We start from the raw sequence: 14,554 nt of genomic DNA, 5'->3' as shown, positions 1-14,554 counted from the left end.
CGGATGGCGAAATCACAAGTGACGAAATCCCGAATGTCGAAACTCAGAATGAGAAAACTCCGAATGACAAAAAGGCTGTTCCCCAGGTGAAGTCACCTGATAGGGCAGCCTTTTTTAGTACAAACCAAGCAAGTCTAGAAGCAAGGTACGCCTATTGAATTGGATATTCGCATGATCCTATCATTTACGCCTCGCAGCCAATCGTATTGTCCTTCAGCAAATGCCCGTAATTGGCTTTGACGAACTCGAGAACCTTGTCGTAAATGATACGATGGTCGTCCTGGTTCGGATGGATGCCGTCGGAGCAGATGAATTGGGTAAAGTCCGGATGGGCGAGAAAAGCACCCCGCACGTCGATGTATTTGGTCTTGGTCAGCTCGGACACCTTGAGGATCGTCGAATTGTAACGCTCCTGCCACCAGTAGATTTTGGTGACGCTGCCGAGAAACTTCATGATGTTTCGCTCCGCTTCGGGGTTATCCTGGCTGACCCACTTGAAGTATTTATCCGCGTTGAGGGGAGGGAGGCTCATGAGAACCGGCGTAATCGACTGGCTTTTCAGAAAATTCACCGTATCCGTCAGCATTTTCTCAAACAGCGTAAAATCCGTCTTGGGACGGTGCTCCGCGTCCGGATTGCTGGCAATTTCGCTCCAGTTAAAATCGCAATCGTTGCCGCCGTATTCAATCAGCACCATGCTGGGCTTGCCCTTCAGAATTTCTTTCTTCAGGCTGCCGATGCCCTTCATCAGCGTATTGCCGAATCTCGCCGTGTTTTTCACGGCTCCCTTTAGTTTGTCCTGAAGAAGGGATACGTAATTATCCTCAAGGATGACATATTTGCTGCGCGTTTCATCATACACGACCCCCTTGGAAATCGAGTCCCCGGAAACGATGTACGTGGCGTCCATTCCGGGCTGCAGTCTGCTGTCGCTCATTTCTTCACCTCTCCCTAACCGTTCAATTCCTTTTATTGTAATCCAGCGTTTCGCCAAGCGCAAATGATGTCGCTTTCACTTCTGAAGGGCGAATTGGTTTTGGTGGAAAATGGACAATATGGTACAGTTATAAGCAGAAAGGAGTGATTAAGCATGGCCGTATCCATTCAAATTCAGCAGACACCGAACCCGCACTCGCTTAAAGTCAATGCGAGCCAGAGCCTGTTCGAAGGACCGAAAAGTACCTCACTGAAAAAAGGGGACGACACCGACCATCCGCTCGCCGGCGCGCTGCTCAGCATCGACGGGGTGGACAACATTTTTGGCATCGGGACGTTCGTCACCGTCAGCAAAATGCCGGATGCCGATTGGGAGAACATCGTTCCGAAAATCGAAGAGGCGTTTACCAACGTCTACGGGGAGTAGTGACAGAATAATAGCCACAGCCTCAGCACGTGCATGACATATAACCGAATGGCATGGCTATTCTTTATTCGATGGATGCCCTAACAGAATAGATCCAAATCCGGATGGAATGAAAAAAAGCTCCCGCCGTGCTCCTAACCTCTTTACACAGAGGGGGAGCGCGATACGGGAGCTTTTTGCTTATGGAAAAGTCGTCAATCCTGGCAGCCCGTTAATTTAACGCGCGGTCAGGCAAGAATTGTGGCTATGAATTCGTCTGCAGCACCTGATCGATGCGTACGGCTGCCTCCTGCGCCTTAAGGCACAGCTCGGCTGCTTTAAAGCAGTGTTCCTGGGTCATGGCATTCTCGGTCCGGTTCAGGCAGTCGAGAATGAGCTGGCCGAAGTAAGGGTACCCTACCTTGCCTTTGACTTCGAAGTGCTGCTCGCCGTCCCCGTTCACCAGGTAGACATGTTCGCCGCGCGGATCGCGGGCGATGTCGATGTATTTGCGCAGCTCAATATAACCTTCGGTGCCGAGGATGATCGTCCGGCCGTCGCCCCAGGTGCCGAGACCGTCCGGCGTAAACCAGTCGACCCGGAAATACTGGGTGGCGCCATTGTCGCCTACCAGGGTCGCGTCGCCGAAATCCTCGAGCTCGGGATAGTCCGGATTGTTGTAATTCGCTACTTTGCTGTGCAGAACCTTGGCGTCCTTGCAGCCGGCATAGAACAGGAACTGTTCGATTTGGTGGCTCCCGATATCGCACAGAATGCCGCCGTATTTATCCTTCTCAAAAAACCAGTCCGGACGCGATGGCGCATTCAGCCGGTGCGGGCCGAAGCCGGTCACCTGGATGACACGGCCGATGGCTCCCTTTTGCACGAGCTGTCCGGCATAGACCGCTGACTCCACATGAAGCCGCTCGCTGTAATAGACAGCATATTTCTGGCCGGTTTCCTTCACCTTCCGGCGCGCCGCTTCCAGCTGGTCCAGCGAAGTGAACGGCGTTTTGTCCGTAAAATAGTCTTTTCCTGCGTCCATCACCTGCAGCCCAAGAGCACAGCGTTCGCTGGGCACCGCGGCTGCGGCCACCAATCGGACCTCCGGATCCCCGAGCACCTGCTCAAGGCTGTCCGCGATCTGAACCTGCGGGAACTTGTCGGCAAAAGCCTGGCTTCTCGCCGGCTCCGGATCGTAAACCCATTTCAGCGTCGCCCCGGCTTCGATCAGCCCGTTGCACATGCCATAAATATGCCCGTGGTCCAGAGCCGCCGCCGCAAACACAAACTCGCCCGGTTCAACAACATGGTTCGGCTTGCCTTCCGGTGCGTAGTTCATTCCGTCTTTATGTTGTGCGGTCATGAAGGTCACATCCTTTCGCGCATAAGCTGGGCGAATTCTTTCAGCAGCTCACGCGACGTGTATTGTTCGCTGAAATCCTCGATGCCCAAGTAGCCGTCATAGCCGACGGATTTCAGGTCATTGAGCAGTGAGGTGAAATCCACGATGCCTTCGCGCATCGGCGCCCATTTCGAACGCCATTTTACAGTTCCGTCTTCACGCGTTCCCTCGCGGACCCACTCGGCGTTTTTGATGTGAACGTGGGCGAGGTAGGGACCGAGAAGCTGAAGGCCCATCCGGGAATGCTCGAAGCCTTCGTGGATCATGTTGCCCGGATCGTACAGGACGCCGATATGGTCCGGGCTGCAGTGGCTGACCAGGCGGTGGGCGAGACCGGCGCTCGGCGCGATCGTGCCGTGATGGGTTTCGATGATGCCTTTGACGCCGTATTGCTGGGCCATTTGCTCCGCTTCTTTTAAATAGCGGACTGTCTTGTCGTACAACTCGTTATAGTCGGCGGATGCGTTATACCCGGCCACGCCGAGGCGGATCATTTTCGCCCCAAGCTGCTGGGCCGTCCGGAATACATGCTCCGTATCCTTTAGGTCCAGATGGTTCAGATAGGGAGTGATGCTGGCGACTTCAAGCCCCTGTGCAAGGGCCAGGTCTTTGAATTTCTGCATTTGGTCCGCGGGAAGGGAAGGGTCGATCGAGCACAAATTGTTGCTCCAGAACGACGGCTTCTCGCCTGCAGCGCCTGCGGGAACTTCCTTGAAGCGCCATTCCACGCCGTCCAGTCCGGCTTCCTTGGCGGCCAGTACAAGCTCTTCAGGGGTCAGATCCGGGGTGACGACGGTAAATACCGATAGTTTCATAGGGCGATTCTCCTCTTATCGAAAATGGGATATCTATCAGTGAGTTCCGGATACGTCCAGCACCTTACCGCCGGCGGTTTCCTTGCGGAACGTCGAGTTTTTGATCTTCTCCTGCAGCTTGTCGTAGAACAGATCCTCGTCGAGCGGAAGGTCCACCCAATCGTCTGTCCAGGCCGACAGATGCATCGCGTTCGAAATCGTCAGGCCGCGGATGCCTTCTTCGCCCGGGGCGATCAGCTTTTCGCCATGCAGCAGGGCATTAGTGAAGTTCTGTAAAATTCCGTTATGCTGCGGGCCGTGTCCCCCATGCACCGGAATGTCGCATTTCCAGCATTCCGGCTGGCCGAATCCGCCTGTATATTCCGCGTTGAACTGCGGCTCAGGCACGCGCAGGCGCCAGAAGGTGATCTTGTCGTCTTCGACGACGATTTTGCCGTTATCACCGGAGAGCTCGAACCGGTTCGTTCCGGGTGCCTCGCCTACAGTGGTCACGAATACGCCGGTAGCTCCGTTTTCATATTCGACATAAGCGGTGACGTCATCTTCGACTTCAATATTGCGGTATTTACCAAAGTGGCAGAAAGCACGCACGCGCTTCGGCATCAGGCCGGTCGTCCACTGCCACAGGTCCAGCTGATGCGGATCCTGGTTCAGCAGCACACCGCCGCCTTCGCCGGCCCAGGTGGCCCGCCAACCGCCGGAATTATAGTAGCTCTGCGAGCGGTACCAGTTGGTAATGATCCAGTTGGTCCGCTTGATATTCCCCAATTCTCCGGACTGCACCAGGTCGCGCAGCTTGGTATACAGCGGGGAGGTCCGCTGGTTGTACATAATGCCGAACAGCTTGCCCGATTGGGAAGCGGCCTCGTTCATTTCGCGAACCGCCTTGGTGTAGACTCCGGCCGGTTTTTCGACGATGACGTGGTAACCGTTCTCAAAAGCCTGGATCGCCAATACCGGATGATCATAATGCGGAGCGGCGATCAGGACGGCATCCATCGCTTGCGAGGCGAAGAACGCCTCCGGTGTGTCGAATTTTTGAACCGATTCCGGCAGATGGGCCTGTGCCCACTCCAGACGGGCGGGGCTTGTATCGCATATCGCCGTCAGCTGCGCCCCCTTGATTTTGTCCACCAAATTCAGTGCATGACTGCTTCCCATATTCCCGATGCCGATAATGCCGTATCGTACTTGCTCCATCTAAATGATCCCGCCTTCCCATGGATTATGATCAAAGTTTGCAGGCATGTAAGCCATTACATCTCCCTCAAGCTTAGCCCGAATGGCATGGGAAGCAAATGGCTAAGATTAAGAGGGTTTTGCACAAAATTAAGGTGTTTTCGTAAAATGGGGATGATACAATGGCATTACATTAGACGACTATTTTCTAAATAAGGAGGGTCATTTATGGCACAGGCCATGCAGCTCGGCGCACGGCTGCCGGAAGGGCTTCGGGTACATATCAGTCACGTCCAGCTCAAAAGCGGCTTTCCCGACTGGAACCGGGCTGAAGTCGCCCCGAGCTTCCACCGGCTCTATTACATCACCGAAGGCGAAGGATCGGTCGTCATCAACGGCGTGACCTATTACCCCAAGCCGAACCAGCTGATGATCATGCCTGCGGGGACGAGCCAGACGACCTACACGTCCAAGGAGAATCCATACACGCGGTATTTCTGCCATTTTGACGCCCAGGTGGGGGAGTGGCCTTTGTTCCATGCAGACAGCAAGCTCTATATCAGCGATGTCGGCGACCCGGAGTTTATTCGAAGCACTTTTAACGAGATGATCGGCCAATTTCAGGCGGGAGGTCCTTTCGCGGCCCTGCGCATGCAGGCGGGTCTGCTGTACATGCTGGCCTGCTGCCTGGAAGAGGGGGGATACACCGACTATTGGATCGATTTCATGCACCATACGGAAGGGAACAAGCTGGGCGGCGTGCTGCAGTACATTCATGACCATCTTCGTGAACAGATGGAGATCGAAAAGCTGGCCGAGATCGTCCATCTGCATCCGAACTACTTTATCCCTTATTTTAAAAAAGCGATGGGCTGCACACCGATGCATTACGTCCAGCGCAAGCGTATGGAGGAAGCCAGACGCCTGCTTTCATTTACGAACGCGCCCGTAGCGGACATTGCGGATCAGCTCGGAATGCAGCTGTCGCACTTTTCCCGGCAGTTCAAGGGGCATACCGGCATGTCGCCGACGGAGTATCGGGCGTGCACGCGGTAAGAATTATCCGATAGCAAGGAAAACCCGCCTGCACCTGCAGACGGGTTATTTTTTGCTCCGGTATACGCGCTCCGGCCGTCCTACGACCCCATAGGACAGGTCGGCATAGACAATGCCGAACCCGACGAGATGCTCCAGATATCTCCGGCTGGTTGAGCGGCTGATGCCGATCCGTTTGGCCACTTGATGGGCGGTTAGCCCGTCGTTCACCGTCGAAATGGTTTGAACGACCTTTTCAAGCGTCAATTTATCGATGCCTTTGGGCAGGAAAACGTCGGCCGTATTCACAGGAAGCGGCTCCGCTTTGACGGGACCTGCCAGCAGGCGGTCCACGTCGCTCTGGCCAATGCTCCCAGCCGTATCCAGCCGGGATAACTCCCGTTGAAATGCCGCATAATGCAGCAGCGTTTCCTTCAGCCTGTCGAAGATGAGCGGCTTCATGAGGTAATCGAACGCCCCGCTGCGGATGGCTTCCCGGATCGGTTCGATTTCCCGGGCGGCGGTAATCATGATGACATCCGTGCTGCGGTAATGCTGGCGGATGAACAGCAGCAGATCCAGGCCATTGGCTTGAGGCAGGTAGATATCCAGAAGTACCAATTGGGGCTCCAGGATTTCCAGCTGCGATTTCGCCTGCATTTCATCCGTGGCGATGCCGACGACTTTAAATCCCGGCACTTGTTCTACGAATCGCCTGTTTATCTCTGCGATTTTGGTGTCATCCTCTACGATTAACACCTCAATCATTGGATTTACTTCGGACATTTCCATGAGGATGCTCCTTTCTGAATAGACCGGGTTGTTTGGGGATCGCCACCGTAAAGACCGTACCGCCGCCCGCCGTATTCCGATGGAACGTAATGTAACCGTTTAACTTATGGACCGCATGAACGACAAGGGCAAGCCCGATCCCGCGGTGTTCCCCCGGTTTGGTAGAGAAGCCCTTTTCATAGATCGTATCTCCGATGTCTTCCGGAATGCCGATTCCGTTATCCTCGCATTCGATGATCAGGTCCTCACCCAAATCGGTCAGGAACAGCGTGACTTCGCCTTTGGATTCGGAGAAGGTTTGCCGCGCAAGAACGGCTTCCATCGCGTTGTCGATCAAATTTCCGATAATGGTCACGAGCAGGCTGCGGTCCATATGGTCCGGGATGTCAGCGAACGTGCTCTCTGGATCGATCTCAAAGGAAAGCTTCAGCTCTTGGGCGTGATTGTACTTGCCGATCAGCAGCCCGCCGATGACCGGGTCCGGGATTTCCCTCATCACAAACTGAATCAAATGCTGATGGACGTTCACTTCGCGGTTGATCAGGTCTACCGCTTCCTGGTAAGACTCCAGCTGGATCAGGCCGGATATGACATAGAGCTTGTTGGAGTATTCGTGCGTCTGCGCCCGGAGCGACTCCGCAAAACGCTTGACCTGGGACAACTCTTCGGCCAGCCGATATAATTCCGGCTTGCTGCGGAAGCTGGAGACCGCTCCGGTTAATTGATTGTTCATATCCATGATAGGAAGCCTGTTCACGATCACTTCATGGTCGCCGATCAGCATCTCCCGGTCGAACTCGGCTTCGCCGCTCCGGACTACCTCGAGCAGCCGCGTGTTCGGAAGGACATCCTCAATATGTTTTCCCATGATCGCTTCATTCTCCGACAGATTCATCAGCTGAAGAGCGAAACGGTTAGCCATCGTAATGAAACCATCCCGGTTAATGGCGATAATTCCTTCGCGGATCGATTCGAGGACTGCCTTTTTCTCTGTATACAGCGCCCCGATTTCCTTGGGCTCAAGTCCATGGATGGAACGCCTGACGCTGCGTGCGATCAGTACGGCTCCGCTTGCCCCGACAGCCAGACCGACCAACGAGACCAGCAATATTTCATTTTGGTACACGTCGTTTATCCGGTCAATGTTGTCGGTCAGAAAACCGACAGACACGATGCCGATCACCGTCCCGTCATCCGCAATAACAGGAGCCTTCCCACGAACGGAAGGCCCCATGGAACCGGTGGCCTTGGACACGATCGAATGCCCCGCAAGTACCGGACCGTTGTCGCCGCCGACCATCGATTTGCCGATCCGGTCCGGCAGGGGATGCGAATACCGGATGCCTTCGCGGTTCCCCACAACGATATACTGGGCGCCGGTTTTGATCCGGACGCTTTCCGAAATAGGCTGGATTGCGGCCGAAGGATCCGGCTCAGTAAAGGCTTTTCTAATCTCCGGCATGATCGCTAGAGTTTCAGCTACTTTTAGGGCGCGTTGACCGATCTGATCCTCAAAAATGTTTGTGATCACGACATAAAAAATACCGCTCAAGCTGAGGATGATAAAGGCAATCAGGGAACAGATGATCCAAATCAGTTTTGTCTGCAGCCGCATGTTGTACCGTGCGCCCCTCCGTTTTTTGCTTTTATTGTAGCATAAAGGCCTTGAAAGGGCTTTCATTTTATCGTGAACAAAATGAACAAAATGCCCATAATCGTGTTTTTAGATCTTATGTGCTTAACATTTGCTAAAGCTGCCGCGGGTGATATGCTGGGAACCACAAAAAGAAAGCGCATACATTGCGATGACACCAAGTTGATAAGGCTTTAGATGAACTTTTCGAAAGGGGTATCCAGATGAATAAAAAAATGATGAGCAAAACCTGGAAAGTAATACCTGCGGCCATTCTGGCGCTTAGTTTGGCGGCTTGTGCCAACGGGGGAGCAGCAAAAGAGGGGACTTCGGCCAAAAAATCCAATTATCCCGACAAAGCGTTAACGCTCGTGGCCCCATCGGGTGCGGGCGGGGGATGGGATATGACGGCCCGTACCATTGCGAAAGTATTGACCGAGACAAAGGCTGTCAGCAAAGCGATTACGGTTGAAAATAAACCGGGCGGAGGCGGCGCCGTGTTTATGGCCGAGTATGCGACCAAGGACAAGAAGGATAACTACAAATTGTTTGTCAACTCTCCGCCGATCCTGATCAACAATTTGAAAAAGGAGGGCAATTCGCCATATGGATATCAGGATACGACGCCGCTGGCTCAGCTGACGAAGGACTATGGCGCCATTGCCGTAGCGGCTGACTCGAAATACAACGATCTGAAGTCGCTGCTCGATGACTTGAAAGCCGATCCGACCAAGTTCACGATCGCCGGCGGATCGGCTCCCGGCTCTATGGATCATCTCGTATCCATTCTGCCGGCGTTCAAGTACGGGATCGACCCTAAGAGCGTCAAGTACGTTTCTTACGACGGGGGCGGCGAAGCCATTACCGCACTGCTTGGCGGCAACGCCGATGTACTGGGTACGGATGCCTCGTCGCTTGACCAGTATTTAAAGGCCGGAAAAATCAAAGTGCTTGGCGTGGCCGCGCCTGAACGTTTGGGAGGAAGCTTGAAAGACGTGCCGACGATGAAGGAGCAGGGAATTGACGCGGAATTCCTCATTTGGCGGGGGATATTCGGACCTAAGGAAATGAGCGCTGAAGCGAAGAGCTATTGGGATCAGGCCATCAAAAAAATGACCGAGACGAAAGAGTGGGCGGCCGAGATGACGGCGAACAACTGGGAAAGCGATTATAAGAACAGCGACGATTTTAAGGCTTTTCTGGCTCAACAAAATGATCAGCTGAAAGAAATGCTGACGGCACTCGGCATGCAGAAGTAACGGCTTAGGCCATGCAGGGGGAGGGAAAGGGATGGGGACTTCCCTTTTCCCTGTCTGAAGAGGAGGTGTGAAGACTATGAATCATTCATTTGACCGCTATGCCGGCATCGTATTTTGTGCGGTCGGCATCGCTTTTGTCATCGGAAGCACCAGCATATCGACAAGCGCTTATGGCAGCAACGTCGGCGCGAACATCTTTCCGTTGTTTCTCGGCGCATTTCTTTCGCTGATGAGCATTAGGCTGATATATGAAACCTTCCGCAGGCAGCAGAAGCAGCAAAATCGGGAAAAGCTCGATTACAAGCGTTTCGGTATTATTTTTACGGCCGCCGTGCTGTACGCCCTTTTCCTGGAGGATATCGGATTCGTTATTTCAACGTTCCTGTTCCTGATGATCGGCTTTCAAACGATGCAGCGGGGCCGGATCTGGATATCGGTCGTGATCTCCGCCTGTTTTTCTTACGGTGTGTATTATCTGTATGTCAACGTGCTGGATGGTACCCTGCCCGGTTTTCCATCTTGGTTAGTCTTATTCTAGGGGGTTAAACAATGAGCACAGTTGAATATTTGCTGCATGGACTTGGGACGGCAATGCAGTGGCATAATCTGGTCTTTGTGTTTTTTGGCGTCTTGATCGGCACCGTCGTTGGCGTGCTGCCAGGCATCGGTCCGATGAGCGGCGTGGCGCTGCTGATTCCTATTACCGCAACCATGACATCAGGCCTGAGTCCGGAAGAAGCGGCTACAAGTTCCATTATTCTGCTGGCTGGCGTATATTACGGCGCCATGTACGGCGGCTCCACGACTTCCATTCTGCTCAATACGCCGGGCGAGTCCTCGTCTGTCGTCACGACTCTAGACGGATATCAAATGGCGAAGCAGGGACGGGCGGGTGCAGCGCTCGCGATATCGGCCATCGGTTCGTTTGCCGCAGGCATTATCTCTTTGGTTGGACTCATCTTCCTGGCCCGCCCATTATCGGCTGTTGCTATCAAATTTGGTCCCGCCGAATACTTTTCGCTGATGGTGCTTGGACTCCTTGCGATCAGCGGCCTGGCCGGCAAATCGATGGTCAAGGCGCTGATGATGACGGCACTCGGCCTGCTTCTGGCGACGATCGGGATCGACAGCGTATCTGGCGTAGAACGGTTTACCTTCGGGATTCCGGAGCTTTATCAGGGGCTGGAATTTTTGACGATCGCAGTCGGTATGTTCGCGGTAGGTGAAGTGTTCAAAACCATTTTGGAACGGGACCATAACGACGGGGAAATCGCAAAAATCAGCCGCATTCTGCCAACGAAGCAGGATATGAAGGATAGCGCCGCACCGATCGCGCGCGGTTCAATTCTTGGCTTCTTTATCGGTCTGCTGCCAGGAGCAGGAGCCATTCTCGCGTCCTTTTTTGCATATATTGTAGAAAAAAAGATCAGCAAGCATCCCGAGAAATTCGGGAAAGGCGCCATCGAAGGCGTAGCGTCGCCCGAATCGGCAAATAATGCGGCTTCCGGCGGGGCCATGATTCCACTGCTCAGTCTGGGGATTCCGTCTTCCGGTACGACGGCCATCTTGATGGGTGCCTTCATTATGTACAATGTGCAGCCGGGCCCATTGCTGTTTCAGGATCATCCCCAGCTGGCCTGGGGCGTTATAGCCAGCATGTTTGTCGGCAACCTGATGCTGCTGATTCTCAACATGCCGCTCGTCAAGCTGTTCGCCAAGGTGATCGAGACGCCTGCCAAGTACTTGATCCCTTTAATTATTGTCTTTTCGGTCTTCGGAGTGTACGCCGTTCAGTATTCAACGTTCGATCTTCTCTTAATTATGGGCTGCGGCGTGGTCGGTTATGTATTATCCAAAAACGACTTTCCGCTCGCTCCCCTCGTTCTGGGACTTATCCTTGGACCCATGATGGAAAATAACATGAGGCGCGCACTGACGATTTCCAACGGTGATTTTATGATCTTCCTCCAGAAGCCGGTCTCCCTTGTGTTTCTGATCATTGGACTGCTGTGGATTACGATTCCGTTAATCCTGAAGCTGAAAGGCAGGAGAGTTCTTGTTAATGAGGAAGGCTAGGAAAGGAAACGGCACTTATGGATATGGAGTGGTTACTTCTAGGTCTATTAAAAATTATCGTCATTAATATTGTGCTGAGCGGCGATAACGCTGTCGTTATCGCTCTCGCCTGCAAAAACCTGCCGCCCGAACAGAGGAAGAAGGCGGTCTTCTTCGGCAGCTTCGGAGCGATCGTGCTTCGCTTCGTACTTACCATTGCAGCCGTTTGGCTGCTGCAGATACCTTTTGTTCAATTGGCAGGAGGCATCCTGCTGCTCTGGATTGCGCTTAAACTCATGCAGGGTGAAGCCGAAGGGGGGAAGCTTGAAGCAAGCACCCGCCTGGCAAAAGCCATTAAAACGATTATGATCGCTGATTTGGTGATGAGCCTTGATAATGTGGTGGCCGTGGCTGGAGCGGCGTCAGGAAATTATCTCTTAATTGCCCTTGGACTTGCAGTCAGCATTCCGTTGATTATTTGGGGCAGCAGACTGCTGATGACTCTAATGGGCCGTTTTCCGGTTATTGTTATTGTTGGCGTTGCTCTTCTCGGGTACACATCGGGTGAAATGATTCTAAAAGAGAAGAGGCTGGCCAATATCACGGATGCCTTGCCTAATACGCTTCACACGGTTATTCCACTGGTGCTCGCTATTGGCATTGTCCTGGGAGGCAGACTGCTGCAGCACTACCGTCAAATGCATGAATCCCGGACCGATGCAGGTGCAAGTACCCCACAAAGATAAAGAACGGAGGTAAACACATGAGTGGTTTGGAGACCAAGGCGATTGTGGATATTAATCAGACGGCTAACCGGTTTACATCCAGTATCGTGCTTAAGGCCGGTGGCCGGGCGATCGATGCCAAGAGCATCCTCGGTTTGAGCTTTTCGCTGTTGAGCCGGGAGCAGTATCAGCTTGAAATTTACGGTCCTGACGAAGCGGCGGCCACAACAGCGATGAAAGAGGCGTTTGTCAGGCACGGCCTTAGGGTTGAAATTTGACGGAGGAGAGTGGATGAACATGGCTGTGCCTAAATCAGGGAGCACGAATATCATCGTCCGGGTGGAAATGGACAAGGCCTCTGCAGCGTTTGGAAGAATTGCCATGGCCATCGGGGATTCAGGAGGAGATATTGTAGCTATTGATGTCAGCGGTACCGGTAAAGTAACGACGATCCGGGACCTGACAGTTAACATTACGGACACGGGGGCGAAGGATTTAATTGTCCAGGTGCTGAATAAGCTGCCCGGCGTTAAGGTTTTGCAGGTTTCCGACCAGACCTTCCTGATGCATTTGGGAGGCAAAATCGAAGTGACGCCGAAAATGGCCATCAAATCCCGGGATGATCTGTCCCGTGTCTATACACCCGGCGTTGCCAGCGTATGTATGGCGATTCATGAGGACCCGTCCCGTGCCCATACCCTTACCATCAAACGCAACACGGTTGCGGTGGTGTCGGACGGGAGCGCCGTGCTTGGACTCGGGAATATCGGCCCACTCGCCGCCATGCCCGTGATGGAGGGAAAAGCGATGCTGTTCAAGCAGCTCGCGGGCGTGGATGCCTTTCCCATCTGTCTGGACTCGCAGGATACGGAGGAAATCATCGCGACGATCAAACGGATTGCTCCCGCGTTTGGAGGCATTAATTTGGAGGACATTTCGTCTCCGCGCTGCTTTGAAATCGAGAGGCGGCTGATCGAGGAACTGGACATCCCCGTGTTTCACGATGACCAGCATGGGACGGCTGTCGTGCTGCTGGCGGGCCTTTATAATGCAGTGAAATTGGTCGGAAAGAGACTTGAGGATTGCAAAATCGTCCTTTGCGGAATCGGCGCTGCCGGCATCGCTTGTACCAAGATCCTCCAAGCCGCCGGCGTTACGCGGATCGTGGGGGTGGATCGGGAGGGTGCCATCGTTCGCGGGAACGATTATACACATGACGCCTGGCGATGGTACGCCGAGCATACGAATCCGGACAAAGAGTCGGGAACCTTATCGGACGTGATTGTGGATGCTGACATTTTTATCGGTGTGTCGGGTCCCGGGGTTTTAAGTCGTGGGGATATCGGCAAAATGGCTCCCGATCCGATCGTCTTCGCGATGGCAAACCCAACCCCGGAGATTGCGCCGGAGGAAGCCGAAGGGATCGTCCGGGTGATTGCTACCGGAAGATCAGATTACCCGAACCAAATAAACAACGTCCTTTGTTTCCCGGGATTGTTTCGCGGCGTGCTCGATTGCCGGGCTTCCAGGGTAACGGAGGAGATGAAGATTGCTGCCGCTAAGGCCATTGCTTCCGTTGTGGGGGAGGAGGAACTGAACGAGCAATATATTATCCCTAGTGTCTTTAACCCCCATGTAGCAGAAAAGGTAAAAGAAGCCGTGGTTCAGGCAGCCTATGCTTCAGGTGTAGCTAGAAGAAGGGAGCGCGGTTTCTAAGCGATCTTCGATTCGAGCTTATATGTATTGCGCAGCCGCGAGCGATCGCGGCTGATTGTATAGTAGGGTACATGATGGAGTCGAAATTCCCAAAGAACGAATTCCTAACTTCATATATTATTTAGCTGGCTTGGAGGGGGACAGCAGAACATTTTAGTTACAAACTCAATTTGAGTTCCATGTTATAAGGTGACCGCAAATGGAATATTTTTCAACTTGTTAAAAAAGTACTGACGTGGTACATTATAAATCCGGCCGCTGATAAGGCACCGGCAAGCAAAAAAGAAAATTAAAAAAAGCTTGCAATTAAGAAATGAACATGATATATTATAAGAGTTGCTGCTGAAACACTGGGCGGTAACGAAACGAAGTTTGATCTTTGAAAACTGAACAACGAGTGAGTATAAACGCGACGGTCTTATGACCGGAGCGATTGAGATTAAATCAATCTCGTCAGATTCAAAATGAGCTACAAACTTTCGTTGGAAAGCTACTCCCTTCGGGTGAGCAGATTCTTCCAACTTTCTTGGAGAGTTTGATCCTGGCTCAGGACGAACGCTGGCGGCGTGCCTAATACATGCAAGTCGAGCGGACTTGA

Annotated in this window: 14 protein-coding genes and 1 rRNA gene; 9 read left to right on the top strand and 6 right to left on the bottom strand. The window is 53.1% G+C overall.

Going from position 1 to position 14,554, the window contains the following annotated elements:
• Window positions 1-184: 184 nt before the first annotated feature.
• A complete protein-coding gene (locus tag KI379_RS24370) occupies window positions 185-937 on the bottom strand; it encodes an SGNH/GDSL hydrolase family protein (RefSeq protein WP_212985174.1) in 753 nt (250 codons plus the stop codon).
• 153 nt (window positions 938-1,090) lie between these two features.
• Between KI379_RS24370 and KI379_RS24365 the strand changes: the two genes are divergently transcribed.
• Window positions 1,091-1,363, top strand: a complete 273-nt coding sequence (locus KI379_RS24365; protein WP_076175691.1) for a NifU N-terminal domain-containing protein — start codon at window positions 1,091-1,093, stop codon at window positions 1,361-1,363.
• A gap of 244 nt (window positions 1,364-1,607) precedes the next feature.
• Here the strand turns inward: KI379_RS24365 and KI379_RS24360 are convergent, their stop codons facing one another.
• From KI379_RS24360 to KI379_RS24350, 3 genes are read right to left on the bottom strand one after another with little or no spacing between them, the layout of a single operon-like run.
• A complete protein-coding gene (locus tag KI379_RS24360; protein WP_212985173.1) occupies window positions 1,608-2,708 on the bottom strand; it encodes a Gfo/Idh/MocA family protein in 1,101 nt (366 codons plus the stop codon).
• A gap of 5 nt (window positions 2,709-2,713) precedes the next feature.
• On the bottom strand, window positions 2,714-3,562 hold the full coding sequence (locus KI379_RS24355) for a sugar phosphate isomerase/epimerase family protein (RefSeq protein ID WP_163881300.1): 849 nt from the start codon (window positions 3,560-3,562) through the stop codon (window positions 2,714-2,716).
• Window positions 3,563-3,598: 36 nt separating this feature from the next.
• Entirely contained in the window at window positions 3,599-4,762 is a 1,164-nt protein-coding gene (locus tag KI379_RS24350) for a Gfo/Idh/MocA family protein (RefSeq protein WP_089548620.1), read from the bottom strand.
• A 207-nt stretch (window positions 4,763-4,969) separates the two neighbouring features.
• Here KI379_RS24350 and KI379_RS24345 point away from each other — a divergent pair, with 207 nt between their 5' ends.
• Complete coding sequence (locus tag KI379_RS24345; RefSeq protein WP_076175699.1) at window positions 4,970-5,797, top strand: AraC family transcriptional regulator; 828 nt, start codon at window positions 4,970-4,972, stop codon at window positions 5,795-5,797.
• Between the two features lie 45 nt (window positions 5,798-5,842).
• Here KI379_RS24345 and KI379_RS24340 read toward each other — a convergent pair whose 3' ends face one another.
• Complete coding sequence (locus tag KI379_RS24340; protein WP_373309611.1) at window positions 5,843-6,568, bottom strand: response regulator; 726 nt, start codon at window positions 6,566-6,568, stop codon at window positions 5,843-5,845.
• On the bottom strand, window positions 6,537-8,183 hold the full coding sequence (locus tag KI379_RS24335) for an ATP-binding protein (protein WP_212985172.1): 1,647 nt from the start codon (window positions 8,181-8,183) through the stop codon (window positions 6,537-6,539). Before KI379_RS24335 ends, KI379_RS24340 begins: the two co-directional genes overlap by 32 nt.
• Before the next feature lie 242 nt (window positions 8,184-8,425).
• Here KI379_RS24335 and KI379_RS24330 point away from each other — a divergent pair, with 242 nt between their 5' ends.
• The 7 genes from KI379_RS24330 to KI379_RS24300 all read left to right on the top strand — a co-directional run.
• A complete protein-coding gene (locus KI379_RS24330; protein WP_076175703.1) occupies window positions 8,426-9,460 on the top strand; it encodes a tripartite tricarboxylate transporter substrate binding protein in 1,035 nt (344 codons plus the stop codon).
• 76 nt (window positions 9,461-9,536) lie between these two features.
• Window positions 9,537-9,998, top strand: a complete 462-nt coding sequence (locus tag KI379_RS24325) for a tripartite tricarboxylate transporter TctB family protein (RefSeq protein WP_076175706.1) — start codon at window positions 9,537-9,539, stop codon at window positions 9,996-9,998.
• Window positions 9,999-10,009: 11 nt separating this feature from the next.
• Window positions 10,010-11,536, top strand: a complete 1,527-nt coding sequence (locus KI379_RS24320; protein WP_076175708.1) for a tripartite tricarboxylate transporter permease — start codon at window positions 10,010-10,012, stop codon at window positions 11,534-11,536.
• 23 nt (window positions 11,537-11,559) lie between these two features.
• A complete protein-coding gene (locus KI379_RS24315; protein WP_076175739.1) occupies window positions 11,560-12,261 on the top strand; it encodes a TerC family protein in 702 nt (233 codons plus the stop codon).
• A gap of 17 nt (window positions 12,262-12,278) precedes the next feature.
• Window positions 12,279-12,518, top strand: coding sequence for an HPr family phosphocarrier protein (locus KI379_RS24310; RefSeq protein ID WP_076175710.1), 240 nt, complete (start codon window positions 12,279-12,281; stop codon window positions 12,516-12,518).
• 19 nt (window positions 12,519-12,537) lie between these two features.
• Window positions 12,538-13,956 carry an NAD-dependent malic enzyme gene (locus KI379_RS24305; protein WP_212985171.1) on the top strand — a complete coding sequence of 473 codons (1,419 nt, stop codon included), beginning with the start codon at window positions 12,538-12,540 and terminating at the stop codon, window positions 13,954-13,956.
• Window positions 13,957-14,479: 523 nt separating this feature from the next.
• Window positions 14,480-14,554, top strand: a 16S ribosomal RNA gene (locus KI379_RS24300); the annotation flags it as partial.

This window comes from Paenibacillus cineris (genome assembly GCF_018333335.1).
Taxonomy (GTDB): domain Bacteria; phylum Bacillota; class Bacilli; order Paenibacillales; family Paenibacillaceae; genus Paenibacillus_AQ; species Paenibacillus_AQ favisporus.
Note: the sequence above shows the minus strand (reverse complement) of the source record. Positions and strands in the feature narration are given on the sequence as shown.